Source organism: Pseudomonas putida W15Oct28 (genome assembly GCF_000708715.2).
GTDB lineage: Bacteria > Pseudomonadota > Gammaproteobacteria > Pseudomonadales > Pseudomonadaceae > Aquipseudomonas > Aquipseudomonas putida_R.
In genome coordinates this window covers 24,745-41,294 of sequence record NZ_JENB01000031.1, presented here as the reverse complement: position 1 = coordinate 41,294, position 16,550 = coordinate 24,745, and the positions used below count along the sequence as shown (strand labels likewise).

The window sequence follows — 16,550 nt, the reverse complement described above, 5'->3', positions numbered from 1 at the left end:
GATCAGCGACGGGCGAAGCGCGCCAGGCGCTGTTCGTCCAGGGTCAGGCCCAGGCCTGGGGTACGGGGAATGTGCAGCTGGAAGTCGTGGTATTGCGGTGGCTCGTTGACGATTTCTTCGGTCAGCAGCAGCGGGCCGAACAGCTCGGTGCCCCAGGTCAGTTGGCGCAGGGTAAGGAAGGCATGGGCCGAGGCCAGGGTGCCGATCGAACCTTCGAGCATGGTGCCGCCATACAGGCCGATACCGGCGGCCTCGGCGATTTGCGCGGTGCGCAGCACGGCACGCGGGCCGCCGTTCTTGGCGATTTTCAGGGCAAAGATGCTGGCCGCGCCGTCGGCGGCCAGGCTGAAGGCATCCTCGACGCTTTCGATGGACTCATCGGCCATGATCGGTGCAGGGCTGCGCTGGTTCAGGCGCACCTGGCCACCGCGGTTGATGCGCGAAATCGGTTGCTCGATCAGGTCGATACCGTTGTCGCCAAGCACCTGGCAAGCGCGGATGGCCTGGGATTCGTCCCAGTATTGGTTCACGTCCACCCGCACGCTGGCGCTGTCGCCCAGTTCGCGTTTTATCGTCACCACGTGTTTGAGGTCTTGCTCCACCGGGTTGGCGCCAATCTTCAGCTTGAACACCCGGTGACGGCGGATTTCCAGCATGTGCTGTGCTTCGGCAATATCGCGGGCGGTGTCGCCGCTGGCCAAGGTCCAGGCCACTTCCAGGCTGTCGCGCACACGGCCGCCCAGCAGCTCGCTGACCGGCAGGCCCAAGCGTTTACCTTGGGCATCGAGCAAGGCGCTTTCGATACCCGACTTGGCAAAGGTGTTGCCCTTGGCCAGCTTGTCCAGCTTGAGCATGGCGGCGTTGATGTTGTCCGCCGGCAGGCCGATCAGCGCCGGGGCCAGGTGCGCGTCGATGTTGGCCTTGATGCCCTCGGGGCTTTCGTAGCCATAGGCCAGGCCCCCGATGGTGGTGGCCTCACCAATACCTTCCACGCCATCGCTGCAACGCACACGCAATACCACCAGGGTCTGCTGCTGCATGGTGTGCATTGCCAGCTTGTGCGGGCGAATGGTCGGCAGGTCGACGATAATTGCATCAATACGTTCAATCAGCGCGCTTGTCATTGTTGCCAGGTCCCGTCAGGTCGGGCTGCCAGTTGCAGGCCCGAATGGTGCATTTACTTGATTGTTCAAGGATTGCGCGAGACCCTGATGACCGTCCAATATCAAATGAATCTCCCACCATACCCTGGAGGTCTGATGGAGCTGCGCCACCTGCGTTACTTCAAGGTCTTGGCCGAGACCCTGAACTTCACCCGCGCCGCCGAGCTGCTGCACATTGCCCAACCGCCCTTGAGCCGGCAGATCAGCCAGCTGGAGGACGAGCTCGGGACCCTGCTGGTAGTGCGCGAACGCCCGCTGCGGCTGACCGAAGCCGGCCGTTTTTTTTATGAACAGACCTGCACCGTACTGCAGCAACTGCACAACATCAGCGACAACACCCGCCGCATCGGCCAGGGCCAGCGCCAGTGGCTGGGCATCGGCTTTGCCCCCTCGACCCTGTACAACGTGCTGCCAGAGCTGATCCGCGAGCTGCGCCAGGACAGCGAGCTGGAACTGGGCCTGAGCGAGATGACCACGCTGCAGCAGGTGGAAGCGCTGAAGAGCGGGCGCATCGACATCGCCTTCGGGCGCATCCGTATCGAGGATGCGGCCATTCACCAACAGGTACTGCTTGAAGACCCGCTGGTGGCCGTGCTGCCCAAGGGCCACCCGCTGGCCGGCAGCCCGCTCAGCCTCGCCCAACTGGCTGGCGAGGCGTTCATCCTCTACCCGGCCAACCCCCGGCCCAGTTACGCCGACCACGTGCTGGCGCTGTTCGCCCAGCACGGCATGAGCATCCGCGTCAGCCAGTGGGCCAACGAACTGCAGACGGCCATCGGCCTGGTAGCTGTCGGCGTGGGGGTGACCCTGGTGCCAGCATCGGTACAACAGCAGCACCGCACCGATATCGAGTATGTCGGCTTGCTTGATAGCAGCGCCGTCAGCCCGATCATCCTCAGCCGGCGCAAGGGTGATGTGAGCCCGATCGTGCAGCGGTGCCTGGCATTGATCGCCCAACAGGTCGGGTGAGCAAAACCACAGCCCCTGCCCCATAGCTATGCCTGCCCCGTATACCCATCGGTATATGGATGTTCCCGTTGATCTGTTTCATGCTCCGACACGCGAATCGCGAAACGCCCGGGCAGCAAGAACAGATCAATAAAAACCAACGGGAGTCGAACATGGCGGGACGTCTTAACGGCAAGGTGGCGCTGATCACTGGCGGCGCGGGTGGCTGCGGGTTGGCCGCATCGCAGCTGTTCGCAGCAGAAGGGGCAAAGGTCGGCATTGTCGACCTGCCCGGCAGCAAGGGCGCCGAGGTTGCCCGGCAATTGCGTGATGCTGGTTACGAGGCCATCTTCGCCGCAGCCGATGTATCGGATGCGCAGCAGGTGAAGGCCGCTGTAGCCACCGTGGAAAAGGCCTTCGGCCACATCACCGTGCTGATGAACCACGCCGGCATCCTCGCGGCCGCCCCCTTCCTGGAAACCAGCGAAGAAGAATGGGACCGGGTGATGGCGGTGAACGTGAAAAGCATGTTCCTGGTCACCCGCGCAGTGCTGCCCGGCATGCTGGCCGCCGGTGGTGGCAGCATCGTCTGTACCTCGTCCATTTCTGCGGTGGTGGGCACACCGATGGAGGTGCTGTATTGCACCAGCAAGGGCGCCACGCACATGTTTGCCCGGGCCATCGCGGTGGAGTTTCGCGACCGGGGCATCCGGGCCAATGCCATCTGCCCGGGCTTCATCGCCACCGCCCACGGCCTGCGCGAAATCGACATGCTGCGCCAGCATGGCGTGGACGTCAGTGAACAGGCCATCGCCGCCGCTCAGGGGCGCCTGTGCCAACCCTCGGAAGTCGCAACCGCAGCCCTGTTCCTGGCCAGTGACGACGCCAGTTTCGTCAACGGCGCGCACCTGTTTGCCGACAACGGCTACACGGCCATCTGACTAGAAGAACAACAAGCAGGAGAGCAATGTGAGCACCTCTTCCAACAACATGCATATCAACGAATTTGGCCTGGAGCACGCGCACTGGCGCAACTGGGCCGGCAACCAGTCCTGCATCCGCGCCGCGCGCGGGGCGCCGGCCAGCGAGGACGAACTGTGCTCGATGGTGAACCAGGCCAGCAGCAACGGCATGAACGTGCGCGTGGCAGGCTCCGGCCACTCCTTTACCCCGGTGGCGCTCACCAACGGCCTGCACCTGAGCCTGGCCAACATGAGCGGCGTGCGCCATATCGACCACGAGAAAAAGCGCGTCACCGCTGCCGCCGGCACCACCATCAATGCCTTCGGCAAGGCCTTGCGTGCAGCCGGGTTGTCGATGGTCAACCAGGGCGACATCGACAGCCAGTCGATTGCCGGTGCCCTGACCACCGGCACCCACGGCACCGGCCTGACCCTGGGCAACCTGGCTTCGTCCATTGTCGGCATGAAGCTGGTGCAGCCCAATGGCGAAATCCTCAATGTGGACGAAAGCACCCCCGACCTGTTGCAGGCAGGCCGCGTGTCGCTGGGTGTGCTGGGCATCGTTTCCGAGCTGACCTTACAGGTGACCGACAGCTTCAACCTGCACGAGCGCATCTGGCGTGAAGACTTCGAAAGCGTGATGGAAAAGCACGATGAACTGGCGCGCAAGCACCGCCATTTCAGCTTCTTCTGGTGCCCCTACGAGCAGAGCCGCCATTGCTATTGTCTGCCCGATACCGCCGCCACCTCCACCAGCGGGCGCACCACTGACATGTGTGAAGTGAAGGTCATGGACATCACCGACCGCCCGGCCTGGGAAAGCGAGTTCGAGAAAGTGGCCTACAGCTCGGACGTGTACCCCATCGAGTATCTGCCCAACTTCCACGAACTGGAGTACGCGGTGCCTGTGCGCCACAGCAAGGAAGCACTGCGGGCCGTGCGCAAGCTGATGCTGGAAGACTTCCCCGAGGCCATCTACCCCATCGAATACCGCTTCACTGCCGGTGACGGCGCGTGGATGAGCCCCTTCTTCGAGCAGGACAGTGCCACCATCTCGGTGTCTGGCCAGCCGGGTACCGACTACTGGGACTACCTGCGGGCGGTGGATCAGATCCTGCGTTCGTATGGCGCCAGGCCGCACTGGGGCAAGCTGCACTTCCTGACCGGTGAGGATGTCAGTGCCATCTACCCGCGCGCCGAAGACTTCCGCAAGCTGCGCCGCCAGCTTGACCCACAGGGCATCTACCTCAGCGAGCACCTGAGCCCGCTGTTCAAGTAACCTGAACTTGCTGCATACAGGGGCTGCCTTGCAGCCCAATCGCCGGCAAGCCAGCTCCCACAGGTACAACACAGGCCTCAAGGGCAGCGACATTCCTGTGGGAGCTGGCTTGCCGGCGATTGGGCCGCAAAGCGGCCCCTTGCTGTGTCAGGCCTTGGCCAGGTAATCGATAAACAGGCGGAACAGCTCGGCGTTGGTGGATATCTCCAGCCGCTGGTAAATGTTGTGCTTGTGCACCTTCACCGTCCCATCCGAGATGTTCATCTGCCGCGCAATCGATGCATTGCTGTGCCCCTGCAACAGCAGCTTGGCGATAAAGCGCTGGGTCTCCGTCAGTTGCCCCTGCAGGATCTCGACAAAGGCATCCTCCAGCACCGCCCCCTCGGGTGAAGCGCGCAGGCGGTCGGCATAACGCAACCGACAATGCTGGCCGAATACCGATGCCAGAAACGGCGCCATCCCTGCCAACAGGTCCATTTCCGCGGCACTGAAATCGCCACTGCTGTGGTTGCGCATCAGCGAATGGACAATCGCCACCTGGGGCTGCAAGGGAATGATAAAGCCCACCTCCTCCACCGCCGTGCCGTAGTCGGAAGACACACAGGGGTGGATATCCTTGGAGATGGCAAACCCTGAAGAGAAGAAGCAGTCAGGGGCCAGTTCGCTCATGCGCCACAACCCGGCCGGGTGCTCGTTGACGCAGGCGACGTAAAACGGATCAAGCAGGTAACCGCCGCGCACATAAGCATTCAGGGTGCGCTCGGTCACCGAGTGGTTGTAGCCGTTATGCACCAGCAGCGCCGGCTGGTTGAACTGGAACAGGTAAGCGCAACTCATGTCGAACGCCAGCTTGCTGCGCAGCCACGCATCCAGCGCCGGCCCCAACAAGTCGCTGCCAATGGCGTCGATCACCGCCGCCAGCCCGTTCGCCTCATCATTTGTCATTGTTCACCACGCTCGTGCACGGAAGGCCTGTGCGACCTTACCGCCTTGATCGGCAAAAAGCACAAAATCCGGGGCGCCCTGGACGCTCCGGATCATGTGCATGACGCTTTTTGCTCAGGACGGCTCGGCCGCCACCTTGAAGGCACCTGCGGCGGCGTCCTCACGCCCCATCTCCTGCGCCTTGGGCACCGCCAGCCAGCTGGCCAGCAGCATCGCGATCAGGCCGCCACTCAGCTTGCCGATCATCAGTGGCACGATCAACGACGGCTGGAAGTTGGCAGAGAAGGCCATGTGGTCGCCAAAGGTGAAGGCGGCGCACACCGAGAAGGCAATCACCAGCACCTTGTCCTTGGGCGGCATTTCGCTGACCAGGCGGAACATGGCCAGGATATTGGCCGAGGCCGCCAGCACCCCGGCCGCGCCAACACCCGACATGCCAAAGCGCGAGGCCACCCGCTCGATCGGCCGTGCCAGAAAGCGCTTGAGCAGGTGCACCATGGGGAACGCCCCGCACAGCATGAGGCCGATGTAGCCGGCAATCTCCAGCGCGCGGAACTGGTCGTCGGCATCGGCGATGATCGGCGCGAAGCCCCAGCTGCCGAACAGGTGGCTGAACAGGCCGGTGAAGTACTGCACGATGGACGCCACCAGCACCAGCACCACGGCGATGTACATGAACTGGCCGAGCTTGAGGAACAGGTACACCATCAGCGTCGGGAAATAACGCAACGCCGCGGCCAGGGCAATGCAGAACAGAATCAGCGGCATCAGGTTGCGCAGCAGCATCGCCCAGGTGAAGTGCAGCGCCTGGGTGGCGGCGCCGGTGGTGGCGATGTCGGGACGCACGTTCAGGCCCAGGGCCTGCATGGTCATGGCAATGATCATGATGCTCACCGGGATGGTCAGCAGCCCGGCCATGATCCCCAGGGCCATGTACTTGTGGTCGACCTTGCGCAGCATGGCCAGCCCTACCGGGATGACGAAGATGATCGTGGCGCCGCACTGAAAGCCGGTGATCAGGCCGAGGATCCAGCCTTCCGGGCTTTGCGCCAGGGCCTTGGCCAACTGGTAGCCGCCCATGTCGGACGCGATGAAGATGGGGCCGGCGATGCCAGGGTCGGCGCCGATGGCCTGGAACAGCGGCGCGATCACGTGGCTGATGCCCGCAGAGATGTACGGGATTGCCGCCATGATGCCGGCCACGGGGATGAAGATGGGGCCGATGCTGTGCAAGCCGGCGATGAACTCCTGGCCCAGCTCGCCTTCAGGGTTGTAGATGGATGCCACGGCACCCAGTACCGCGCACACCATGATGACGTAGATGACATAGGTGCCGATGCTTTCCATTTGCCGCCTCATTTTTAGAGTTGTGGGGTTGGCAGGACTGAAATGTCACGGGGCATCGTTGTTGTTATGGCGCGTGCAAGGCGTGCCCCGTCGAGGGCTTAAGCTATTCGGCAGGTGGTGGGCTGTCCATATACCGGGAGGTATATGCGGTTGTCAGCCTGACACAGGCCCTGTGGGAGCGGGCATGCCCGCGAAGCAGGCGACTCGGTACATGGCACCGGCTGCGCCGGTGTTCGCGGGCACGCCCGCTCCCACAGGATAGGTGTTGTGCTCAGGCGTTTGGTTGAGTGCGGCGGCGGTAGGCCAGCAGCAGGAACACGAACCACAACGGCATCACGCACAGCGCCAACCGGGTATCCGGCTGCAGCGCCAGCAGCACCAGCACAAAGCCGAGGAAGCCCAGGGTGGTGACGGCCATCGGCACCCCGCCCGGCAACTTGAACACCGAGGCATCATGCGCAGCCGGGTTGCGTTTGCGATAGGCGAGGTACGCCGCAAGGATCATCGACCAGGTAAAGATCACCAGGATCGCCGACACGGTCGAAATCAGCGTGAACACCGTCATCACCTCCGGGATGATGAACAGCAGGCTCAACCCGATCAGCATGCACACGCCGGAAAACACCAGGCTGTACACCGGCACGCTCAGTGCCGAAAGCCTGGCGAACAGGGCCGGCGCGTTACGCCGCTCGGCCAGCCCGAACAGCATCCGGCAGCCCGAGTAGACACCGCTGTTGGCCGAAGAGGCTGCCGAGGTCAGCACCACGAAGTTGATCATGCCGGCCGCCGCCGGGAACCCGGCCAGCAGGAACAGCTCGACGAAGGGGCTACGGTTGGCCGGCACCTCGGCCCACGACACCACGCTGATGATGCACACCAGCGCCAGGATGTAGAACAGCAGAATGCGCAAGGGGATGGTGTTGATGGCCTTGGGCAGCGAGCGATGCGGGTTCTTCGCCTCGGCGGCGGTGGTGCCGATCAGTTCGGTGCCGGCAAAGGAAAACACGGCAATCTGGAAGCCGGCAAAGAAACCGCTGATGCCATGGGGCAGCACCGCGCCGGGCGCGACCACGTTGGACAGCGAAGCCACCACGCCATTGGGTGAGGTATAGGAGGTGGCGATCATCACCGCCGCCGTGATGATCAGCAGTACGATGGCGACGATCTTGATGATGCCGAACCAGAACTCCACCTCGCCGAATATCCGCACCGCCAGCATGTTCAACCCCAGCAGCACGAACAGGGTGAAGAACGCGGGTAGCCAGGCTGGTGCATCGGGGTACCAGTACTGGAAGAACCCGGCCACCACGACCACGTCGCCGACCACCGCCACGCTCCAGCTCAGCCAGTATGACCAGCTCAGCACAAAGCCGGCGCGCGGCCCCAGGTAATGGGCAACGATGTCGGCGAACGACTTGAAGCGCAGGTCGGACAACAGCAACTCGCCCATGGCGCGCATGACGAAAAACACGAAAAACCCGAGGATGGCGTACACCAGCAGAATCGAGGTGCCGGACAGCGCGATCACCTTGCCCGAGCCCATGAACAGGCCGGTGCCGATGGCGCCGCCTATGGAAATCAGCTGGATGTGGCGGTTTTCCAGCGTGCGTTGCAGGTGCCCTTCACGGTCGGGCGTTACCGGTTTGCTTTGCTCAAGGCTTGCGGGCATGTCTTGCATGGCGACCTCTTGTTATTGTTGGCCTGTCACATGTCGCTGTGCCGTGGCGAGGCCCTTTAGAGGCTTCGTCACGGCTTGTTACGCGGGTTAGCGCGCGCTTTCAAAACCTTGCAGGGTGTTCACGGCGTTGATGCCGATCTCGTCGACCATGTACCCGCCTTCCATCACGAACAGGGTCGGGATACCGGCGCTGGCGATCTCGGCGCCCATGCGCAGAAAGTCTTCGCTGGTGAGCTTGAAGTGGCTGATCGGGTCATCCTCGAAGGTGTCGACACCCAGCGACACCACCAGGAACTGCGGCTTGTGCGCGACAATGCGCTTGAGCGCGTCCTGCAAAGCCAGCTGGTACTGGGCCCAGCGCGTGCCCTTGCCCATCGGGTAGTTGGCGTTGAAACCCTCGCCAGCGCCTGCGCCCTGTTCATGGGCGTAGCCGGAAAAGTACGGGTAGGACACGTGCGGGTCGCCATGCAGGGAGGCGAAGAACACATCAGGGCGATCGTAGAAGATGTTCTGTGTGCCGTTGCCGTGGTGGAAGTCCACGTCCAGCACGGCAACGCGTTTGGCGCCCTGGCTCAGGCAGCGCTCGGCGGCGATGGCGGCGTTGTTCAGGTAGCAGTAGCCGCCCATGTATTCCCGCGCTGCATGGTGCCCCGGTGGGCGGCACAGGGCGAAGGCACTGTCGGCACCGTCGATGATGCGCTGCATGCCGGTCAAGGCAACGTTGGCGCTGCTGCGCACCGCTTCCCAGGTGCCGGCAGTGATCGGCGCACCTGCGTCCATGGCATAGAAGCCCAGCTTGCCGTCGATGAAACCGGGCTCACGGTCGATGGCCAGGTCGCGCACGGGCCACACCAGTGGCAGTGCGTCGTGGGTCTTGCCTGTGGCGGCCCATTCCGACCAGGCGTTTTCCAGGAAGCTTACATAGCGCTCGCTGTGCGCCGCGACGTAGCAGTTACGGTCGAAAGCCTGTTCGGCAATAACGTCGCCAAGGCCGGTGCTGTGCACCCGGGCCAGCACGGTGTCGGCACGCTGGGGGTTTTCGAACGATGGCGTAATGGCGCCGTCCTTCAGTTCCGAGCCATGGTGCAAGCGGTGGTTGTTGCTAAAGACTGTCAGCACGCGAATGTCCTTTTCCAAGGGGTTACCGGATAACCAATTTTCGCGACAGAGCGGTGAAAATGCTTTGCTTTATGCTCAACCAAACCGGATGCTTGAGCAAAATATTCACAGGGTTGGCCACCTATGAGCAAAGCCTTTGCTATCGAACAACTGGACGACACCGACCGCGAGCTGCTGCGCCTTTTGCAGGAGGACGGCACCCTGTCGAGCGCTGCGCTGGGCGAGCGCCTGTCGATGACCGTGACGCCCTGCTGGCGCAGGCGCAAACGGCTGGAGGAGCTGGGCATCATCAAGGATTACCAGGCCAACCTCGACCGCAGGAAGCTGGGGTACGACGTAATGGCGTTTGCCCAGGTGCGCTTTGGCAACCATTCGGCCAACGCACCGGATGAGTTCGAGCAGGTGATTTTGAAGCTGCCGCAGGTGCTGTCCTGCCACAAGGTGACTGGCGAGGCGGACTATGTGCTGACGGTGTTGGCGAATGACCTGGAGAGTTATGGGCGGTTTGTCGAAGAGGTGCTGCGCCGTCAGCCAGGCATCGCCTCGATCCAGTCGAGCCTGGCGCTGCGCGAAGTGAAGGCGGTTTCCCGAATACCCGTGCCCTGAAACCCGCCGCGCTCCGCTTTTGATTTTTGTGGGAGCGGCCTCGTGTCGCGATAGGGCTGCAAAGCAGCCCCGGCAATCTATGCGTCAATGCTGACATCTGGGGCTGCTCCGCAGCCCATCGCGACACAAGGCCGCTCCTACACAAAGCGCGCCAGGGCCTGATCTTACTCCGGCAGGCTGTAGCGCTCGGCAAAGTACTGCCGGAAAAAGTCCACCGCCACCCGCACCTTGGCCGAACTGGCCAGCGGCGAAGTGTACACCGCCCAGATGTCCGCCGGCTGGTGATAGGCCTCTAGCACCTGCACCAGGCGCCCGTCCTGCAAGCTGTCGTGCACGTCCCACCATGAACGCAGCAGTATCCCGCGCCCGTCCAGGCACCACTGGTGCGCCACTTCGCCATGGTTGGTCGACAGGCCGCCGGTCACCCGCACGCTTTCTTCACCCATCGGCCCCGTCAGTTGCCACACGCCGAACGGGTGGTCGCGCTCCTTGATCACCAGGCAGTCGTGGCTGCCCAGTTCGCCCAGCACCTTGGGCGTACCGCGACGCGCCAGGTATGCCGGCGCGGCGCACAGCACCCGGCGGTTGCGGGCCAGCGGCTTGGCGATCAGGTTGGGGGCAATGGCGTTGCCCACGCGGATGTCCAGGTCGACACCTTCGGCAATCAGGTCCACCAGGCGGTCGTGCACATCCAGGCGAATGTCCAGCCGCGGGTAGCGTTCGGCCAGTTCCGACAAAGCCGGCGCCACGAAACGCCGGCCCAGGCCCAGGCTGCTGGCGATGCGCAACTGCCCGGCCGGCTCGCGGTGCTGGGCACTGATGTCATCGCCCATGCGCTGCACCGCATCGAATATCTGCAACGCCCATTGATACACCCGCTCGCCCTCCTCGCTCACCGTCACCCGCCGGGTGGTGCGGTGCAACAAGCGCACTTCCAGGGTTTGCTCAAGCATGCGGATGCGCTTGCTGATGTACGCCGCCGACATGCCCAGCTCGTCGGCCACGGCCGCGAAGCTGGCGCGCCTGGCCACTTGCAGGAAGATGTTTAGGTCGTCGAGGCTGGGCAGATTATTCACGTATCGTGTTCCAAGAATCCATGATTGGCCAGATTATCTCCAGGCAAAGCCCTTATAGCATGGCCAGCACCTGTTCCCTAGACAACGAGTGCACCCCATGAGCAAGACCTTCAGAATCGCGGCAATCCCAGGCGACGGCATCGGCAACGAAGTACTGCCTGAGGGCATTCGTGTGGTCGAGGCCGCTGCGCGCAAGCATGGCCTGGACATCAGCTTCGAGTTCTTCGAGTGGGCCAGCTGCGACTACTACCTGGCCCACGGCAAGATGATGCCGGACGACTGGTTCGAACAGCTCAAGGGTTTCGACGCCCTGTACTTCGGTGCCGTGGGCTGGCCAGACAAGGTGCCGGACCACATCTCGCTGTGGGGTTCGCTGCTCAAGTTCCGCCGCGACTTCGACCAGTACGTGAACATTCGCCCGGTGCGCCTGTTCCCCGGCGTACCCTGCCCGCTGGCTGGCCGTGAACCGGGCGACATCGACTTCGTGGTCATCCGCGAAAACACCGAAGGCGAGTACTCGTCGCTGGGCGGGCGCATGTTCGAAGGCACCGAGAACGAGTTCGTGCTGCAGGAATCGGTGTTCACCCGCCGTGGCGTCGACCGCATTCTCAAGTACGCCTTCGAAGTGGCCCAGACCCGCGAGCGCAAGCACGTCACCTCGGCCACCAAGTCCAACGGCATGGCCGTGAGCATGCCGTACTGGGACGAACGCACTGCCGCAATGGCAGCCAATTATCCGGAAATCAGCTGGGACAAGCAGCACATTGATATCCTCTGCGCCCGCTTCGTTCTGCAACCGGACCGCTTCGATGTGGTCGTGGCTTCGAACCTGTTCGGCGACATCCTGTCCGACCTCGGCCCGGCCTGCGCCGGCACCATCGGCATCGCGCCATCGGCCAACCTGAACCCCGAGCGCAAGTTCCCGTCGCTGTTCGAGCCGGTGCACGGCTCGGCGCCAGACATCTACGGCAAGAACATCGCCAACCCGATCGCGATGATCTGGTCCGGTGCGCTGATGCTCGACTTCCTCGGCAACGAAGGCACCGACCCACGCTACCGCGCTGCCCACGACGACATCCTCAAAGCCATCGAGCAGGTGATCGCCGCCGGTGACGTGACCCGCGACATGGGCGGCCAGCAGTCTACCCAGCAAGTGGGCCAGGCCATCACCGCGCTGATCGAAGCCTGATGCACCCGGGGCCGATTGTCAGAAGTGTCTGACAATCGGCCGTTTGCCTCTTGCGAGCGGCGTGGATTGTATGCAAAATCTGTTAACCATTAGATATTAGTTAACCATAAGTTAACGACCAAGGAAGGAGTGGTACCGCAACACCCCGGATGCCTGCCGGGTATAACAAGTACGCCAACGTCCAGGAGACGATGATGTCGCACAAGAATAAAAAGATTGATGTGTTCCTGATTACCATGAGCCTGATCGCCGTACTGCTCACCGTGATCGGCCTTGCAGCCTTCCCCGCCCAGGCTGAAAGCGCTGCCAACCAGTTGTTCGAGCTGTCCACCCGCACCTTCGGTACCAGCGTGCAGGTGCTGGTGTTTGCCAGTACCCTGGCCGTGCTGTACCTGGCCTTCAGCAAGTACGGCAACATCCGCCTGGGCAGTGGCAAGCCTGAATACGCCACCGCCACCTGGGTGTTCATGTTCATCTGCGCCGGCATGGGTTCGTCGACCCTCTACTGGGGCGTGATGGAATGGGCCTACTACTACCAGACCCCGGGCCTGAACATCGCCGCGGCCACCCCCAAGGCACTCGAGTACAGCGTGGGCTACTCGTTCTTCCACTGGGGTATCAGCGCCTGGTCGATCTACGCCCTGGCCTCGCTGGCCATGGCCTACCACTTCCATGTACGCAAGAAGAGCGGCCTGAACCTGGCTTCGGTGATCGAAGCGGTGACGGGCTTCAAGGCCACCGGGCCGGTAGGCCGTACCGTCGACCTGATCTTCCTGCTGACCATGATGGGCGCACTGACCGTGTCGCTGGCCCTCACCGCCTCTACCCTGACGCGTGGCCTGCATGACCTGACCGGCACCCCGGATACCTTCACCGTGCAATTGATGGTGATCGGCGGCGTGGCGGTGATGTTCTCCCTCAGCTCCTACATCGGTATCGACGGTGGCCTGCAGCGCCTGAGCAAGATGGTGTGCATCGGCGCGCTGGTGTTTGCCGCGGTCGTGCTGCTGGTGGGCCCTACCCAGTTCACCCTCAACAACACCGCCAACTCGATTGGCCTGATGATCCAGAACTACGTGCACATGAGCCTGTTCACCGACCCGGCCGGCGACGGTGCCTTCACCCGCAACTGGACAGTGTTCTACTGGCTGTGGTGGGTGTCGTACGCACCGGGCGTGGCCATGTTCGTCACCCGCGTGTCGCGCGGCCGGCAGATCAAGGAAGTGGTCCTGGCCCTGCTGATGGGGGGCAGCTTTGGTTGCTGGTTCTTCTTCGGCGCGCTGGAAAGCTACAGCATGCACCAGTTCATCACCGGCGCGGTGGATGTGCCGAAAATGCTCGCCGAGCAAGGCGGCGAATCGGCCGTGACGCACCTGCTGCTGGCCTTGCCGTGGGGCCAGGTGTTCCTTGGCGTGTACCTGTTCATCATGGCCATCTTCTGTGCCTCGCACATGGATGCCGCGGCCTACGCGGTGGCTGCCACCAGCACCCGCAACCTGCGTGAAGGTGACGACCCGACACCCACCCACCGCCTGTTCTGGTGCGTGGTGCTGACCCTGGTGCCGCTGGCCATGCTGTTCGCCAAGGCCTCGCTGTCGACCATGAAGACCGCCGTGGTGCTCACCGCAATCCCGTTCATGGTGATTCTGCTGGTGAAAATCTACGGCTTCTTCAAGTGGATGATCGCCGACTACGGCCACGTACCGGCCCACGTCATCGAAGAAGAGGCGGCACGGATGGCCGGTGAACAACCTGCCGAACATGCCCCGCGCAGCGCTGCTGCCGTGCATTGATTCAATCAGAGGGGCCGTACTGCGGCCCCTCTGAGGGGTTGCAAATTTTTTTGCCTGGCCTGTTAACCAACAGATACGCGTTAACCAACAACTATAAACCGAGCTTGTGAGAAACCTGTCATGAACGACTTCAAACGCCTGCCCGCCGATTTCTGCGCGAACGCCGACGAGGCCTTCACCATCCCGGCCAATTTCTACACCAAGGCCGCGGTGTTCGAACACGAGAAAGAAGCCATCTTCGCCCGCAGCTGGATCTGTGTGGGCCACCGCAGCGAGGTGGCAGACAACAATGCCTACATCACCCGCGACGTGATTGGCGAAAGCATCATCGTCGTGCGCGGCCGTGACAGCGTGCTGCGGGCGTTCTACAACGTCTGCCCGCACCGTGGCCACCAGCTGCTCAGCGGCAGCGGCAAGGCCAAGAACGTCATCACCTGCCCGTACCACGCCTGGACCTTCAAGCTCGACGGCGAACTGGCCCACGCCCGCAACTGCGACAACGTGGTCAATTTCGACAAAGAGAACTCCACCCTGGTGCAGCTGCGCGTCGAGGAATACGCCGGTTTCATCTTCATCAACATGGACATGGACGCGGGCTCCGTCGAAGACCAATTGCCAGGCATGCAAGCACGCATGCGCGAAGCCTGCGCGGTGATCGACGACCTGCACCTGGCGGCGCGTTTCGTCAGCGACACCCCGGCCAACTGGAAGTCGATCGTCGACAACTACCTGGAGTGCTACCACTGCGCCCCGGCGCACCCAGGCTTCTCCGACTCGGTGGACGTCGGCCAGTACAGCCACACCATGCACGGTAACTGGACCCTGCAATATGGCCTGGCCAAGCCTTCGGAGCAGTCGTTCAAGTTCGACGAAAACGTGAAAGACCCGTCGTTCGCCGGCTTCTGGGCCTGGCCGTGCACCATGTTCAACGTGCCGCCAGGGGCCAACTTCATGACCGTGATCTACGAGTTCCCGGTCGATGCCGAAACCACCCTGCAGCACTACGACATCTACTTCCTCAACAAGGACATCACCGAGGAACAGCAGAAGCTGATCGACTGGTACCGCGAAGTGTTCCGCCCAGAAGACCTGCGCCTGGTCGAAAGCGTGCAAAAGGGCCTGAAGTCGCGTGGCTACCGTGGCCAGGGCCGGATCATGGCCGACCGCGAGCGCAGTGGCATGAGCGAACACGGCATTGCCCACTTCCACAACCTGATCGCCGTGGCCCACCTCGACGATTGATAGCAACCGCTCCACGTTTATTTGCACGTAAAGGTGCGCGGCAGGGCCTGCCGCGCGCCCAGGCAGTCGAGGTGAACCATGGCCAACACTTATGAAATGTTCAGCGTACGCGTAACCGACGTGGAACACGCCACGCCGCTGATCAAGCGCTTCACCCTGGCCCGCGAAGACGGCGCGGCGATGCCCGCCTTCACCGGCGGCAGCCACGTCATCGTGCAGATGCAAGGCGCTGACGGCAGCCAGTTCAGCAACGCCTATTCGTTGATGAGCGACCCGCGCGACACCCGCAGCTACCAGATTGGCGTGCGCCTGGAGGAGCAGTCCAAGGGCGGCTCGGCGTTCATGCACCAGCAGGTGGAGGTCGGCACCCGCCTGACCATCTCCTCGCCCAACAACCTGTTCGCCCTCGACCCTTCGGCTGGCCGTCACGTACTGATTGCCGGCGGCATCGGCATTACCCCGTTCCTGGCGCAACTGCATGAGCTGGAAGGCGGCAGCACCGACTACGAGCTGCACTATGCCTTCCGCGCGCCAGAGCACGGGGCGTTCCAGGACCAGCTGGCCAACGGCCCGCATGCTGCCAACACGCAGTTCTACATCGACAGCCTCGACCGCAAGCTTGACCTGGCTGCCCTGTGTGCGGGGCTGGACGAGCAAGCGCACCTTTATGTCTGCGGCCCGAAACCACTGATCGACGCGGTCATCGCCTGCGCCGCCAAGGCCGGCATTGCCGAGCAGCGCGTGCATTGGGAGCAGTTTGCCGCCACCCCGGTCACCGGCAGTGCCTTTACCGTGGTGCTGGCGCAATCGGGCGTGGAACTGCAGGTGGAAGAAGGCATGACCATCCTGCAGGCCATCGAGAAATCCAAGGCCGCGAAGGTCGAGTGCCTGTGCCGCGAAGGCGTGTGCGGTACCTGCGAGACGGCCATCCTTGAAGGTGAAGCCGAACATTACGACCAGTACCTGAGCGACGAAGAGAAGGCCGCGCAGCAGAGCATCATGCTGTGCGTCTCCCGCGCCCGCACTGCCCGCCTGGTGCTTGACTTGTAAGTATTGAAGGTTTGTGCGGGCTCCTGTGGGAGCGGGCTTGCCCGCGAACACGGGCGAAGCCCGTGCCAGCCACCGCGGTGTCTGCTTCGCGGGCAAGCCCGCTCCCACAGGTACTGCGTCCCTCGCCCCAACGTCAACCCAAAGTTGACAAGT

General features: G+C 62.8%; 14 protein-coding genes. 8 read left to right on the top strand and 6 right to left on the bottom strand.

Features of this window, described 5'->3' with window-relative positions:
• Nucleotides 1–2 precede the first annotated feature (2 nt).
• Nucleotides 3–1,124: a muconate cycloisomerase family protein gene (locus AK81_RS20080; RefSeq protein ID WP_043201751.1), complete on the bottom strand. Its 1,122-nt coding sequence runs from the start codon at nucleotides 1,122–1,124 to the stop codon at nucleotides 3–5.
• A 135-nt stretch (nucleotides 1,125–1,259) separates the two neighbouring features.
• Between AK81_RS20080 and catR the strand changes: the two genes are divergently transcribed.
• From catR to AK81_RS20065, 3 genes are all read left to right on the top strand, one after another.
• On the top strand, nucleotides 1,260–2,132 hold the full coding sequence (gene catR, locus AK81_RS20075) for an HTH-type transcriptional regulator CatR (RefSeq protein ID WP_043201749.1): 873 nt from the start codon (nucleotides 1,260–1,262) through the stop codon (nucleotides 2,130–2,132).
• A gap of 152 nt (nucleotides 2,133–2,284) precedes the next feature.
• Entirely contained in the window at nucleotides 2,285–3,052 is a 768-nt protein-coding gene (locus AK81_RS20070; protein WP_043201746.1) for an SDR family NAD(P)-dependent oxidoreductase, read from the top strand.
• Between the two features lie 28 nt (nucleotides 3,053–3,080).
• Nucleotides 3,081–4,352: a D-arabinono-1,4-lactone oxidase gene (locus tag AK81_RS20065; protein ID WP_043201743.1), complete on the top strand. Its 1,272-nt coding sequence runs from the start codon at nucleotides 3,081–3,083 to the stop codon at nucleotides 4,350–4,352.
• A 147-nt stretch (nucleotides 4,353–4,499) separates the two neighbouring features.
• Here AK81_RS20065 and AK81_RS20060 read toward each other — a convergent pair whose 3' ends face one another.
• The 4 genes from AK81_RS20060 to AK81_RS20045 all read right to left on the bottom strand — a co-directional run bounded on the left by AK81_RS20060 (nucleotide 4,500) and on the right by AK81_RS20045 (nucleotide 9,441).
• Nucleotides 4,500–5,297, bottom strand: coding sequence for a helix-turn-helix transcriptional regulator (locus AK81_RS20060; RefSeq protein ID WP_043201741.1), 798 nt, complete (start codon nucleotides 5,295–5,297; stop codon nucleotides 4,500–4,502).
• A 114-nt stretch (nucleotides 5,298–5,411) separates the two neighbouring features.
• Nucleotides 5,412–6,644, bottom strand: coding sequence for an ethanolamine utilization protein EutH (gene eutH, locus AK81_RS20055; protein WP_043201739.1), 1,233 nt, complete (start codon nucleotides 6,642–6,644; stop codon nucleotides 5,412–5,414).
• 271 nt (nucleotides 6,645–6,915) lie between these two features.
• Nucleotides 6,916–8,322 (bottom strand): amino acid permease, encoded by a 1,407-nt coding sequence (locus tag AK81_RS20050; RefSeq protein ID WP_043201738.1) that lies wholly within the window; start codon nucleotides 8,320–8,322, stop codon nucleotides 6,916–6,918.
• 87 nt (nucleotides 8,323–8,409) lie between these two features.
• A complete protein-coding gene (locus AK81_RS20045; RefSeq protein ID WP_043201737.1) occupies nucleotides 8,410–9,441 on the bottom strand; it encodes a histone deacetylase family protein in 1,032 nt (343 codons plus the stop codon).
• Between the two features lie 123 nt (nucleotides 9,442–9,564).
• Between AK81_RS20045 and AK81_RS20040 the strand changes: the two genes are divergently transcribed.
• Complete coding sequence (locus AK81_RS20040) at nucleotides 9,565–10,047, top strand: Lrp/AsnC family transcriptional regulator (protein WP_016499200.1); 483 nt, start codon at nucleotides 9,565–9,567, stop codon at nucleotides 10,045–10,047.
• A gap of 164 nt (nucleotides 10,048–10,211) precedes the next feature.
• Here the strand turns inward: AK81_RS20040 and AK81_RS20035 are convergent, their stop codons facing one another.
• On the bottom strand, nucleotides 10,212–11,123 hold the full coding sequence (locus AK81_RS20035; protein WP_043201734.1) for a LysR substrate-binding domain-containing protein: 912 nt from the start codon (nucleotides 11,121–11,123) through the stop codon (nucleotides 10,212–10,214).
• A gap of 97 nt (nucleotides 11,124–11,220) precedes the next feature.
• Between AK81_RS20035 and AK81_RS20030 the strand changes: the two genes are divergently transcribed.
• The 4 genes from AK81_RS20030 (at nucleotide 11,221) to AK81_RS20015 (ending at nucleotide 16,397) form a co-directional block, all read left to right on the top strand.
• Nucleotides 11,221–12,312, top strand: coding sequence for a tartrate dehydrogenase (locus tag AK81_RS20030; RefSeq protein WP_016499198.1), 1,092 nt, complete (start codon nucleotides 11,221–11,223; stop codon nucleotides 12,310–12,312).
• Nucleotides 12,313–12,506: 194 nt separating this feature from the next.
• Nucleotides 12,507–14,105 (top strand): BCCT family transporter, encoded by a 1,599-nt coding sequence (locus AK81_RS20025; RefSeq protein WP_050491923.1) that lies wholly within the window; start codon nucleotides 12,507–12,509, stop codon nucleotides 14,103–14,105.
• A gap of 120 nt (nucleotides 14,106–14,225) precedes the next feature.
• On the top strand, nucleotides 14,226–15,347 hold the full coding sequence (locus tag AK81_RS20020) for an aromatic ring-hydroxylating oxygenase subunit alpha (RefSeq protein ID WP_016499196.1): 1,122 nt from the start codon (nucleotides 14,226–14,228) through the stop codon (nucleotides 15,345–15,347).
• A gap of 78 nt (nucleotides 15,348–15,425) precedes the next feature.
• A complete protein-coding gene (locus AK81_RS20015) occupies nucleotides 15,426–16,397 on the top strand; it encodes a PDR/VanB family oxidoreductase (protein WP_043201732.1) in 972 nt (323 codons plus the stop codon).
• Nucleotides 16,398–16,550 lie beyond the last annotated feature (153 nt).

Bases quoted from the DNA above. Each gene is read 5' to 3' on its own strand.
- AK81_RS20080 (WP_043201751.1), bottom strand. From the start codon at position 1,124: ATGACAAGCGCGCTGATTGAACGTATTGATGCAATTATCGTCGACCTG.
- catR (WP_043201749.1), top strand. From the start codon at position 1,260: ATGGAGCTGCGCCACCTGCGTTACTTCAAGGTCTTGGCCGAGACCCTG.
- AK81_RS20070 (WP_043201746.1), top strand. From the start codon at position 2,285: ATGGCGGGACGTCTTAACGGCAAGGTGGCGCTGATCACTGGCGGCGCG.
- AK81_RS20060 (WP_043201741.1), bottom strand. From the start codon at position 5,297: ATGACAAATGATGAGGCGAACGGGCTGGCGGCGGTGATCGACGCCATT.
- eutH (WP_043201739.1), bottom strand. From the start codon at position 6,644: ATGGAAAGCATCGGCACCTATGTCATCTACGTCATCATGGTGTGCGCG.
- AK81_RS20050 (WP_043201738.1), bottom strand. From the start codon at position 8,322: ATGCAAGACATGCCCGCAAGCCTTGAGCAAAGCAAACCGGTAACGCCC.
- AK81_RS20040 (WP_016499200.1), top strand. From the start codon at position 9,565: ATGAGCAAAGCCTTTGCTATCGAACAACTGGACGACACCGACCGCGAG.
- AK81_RS20030 (WP_016499198.1), top strand. From the start codon at position 11,221: ATGAGCAAGACCTTCAGAATCGCGGCAATCCCAGGCGACGGCATCGGC.
- AK81_RS20025 (WP_050491923.1), top strand. From the start codon at position 12,507: ATGTCGCACAAGAATAAAAAGATTGATGTGTTCCTGATTACCATGAGC.
- AK81_RS20020 (WP_016499196.1), top strand. From the start codon at position 14,226: ATGAACGACTTCAAACGCCTGCCCGCCGATTTCTGCGCGAACGCCGAC.
- AK81_RS20015 (WP_043201732.1), top strand. From the start codon at position 15,426: ATGGCCAACACTTATGAAATGTTCAGCGTACGCGTAACCGACGTGGAA.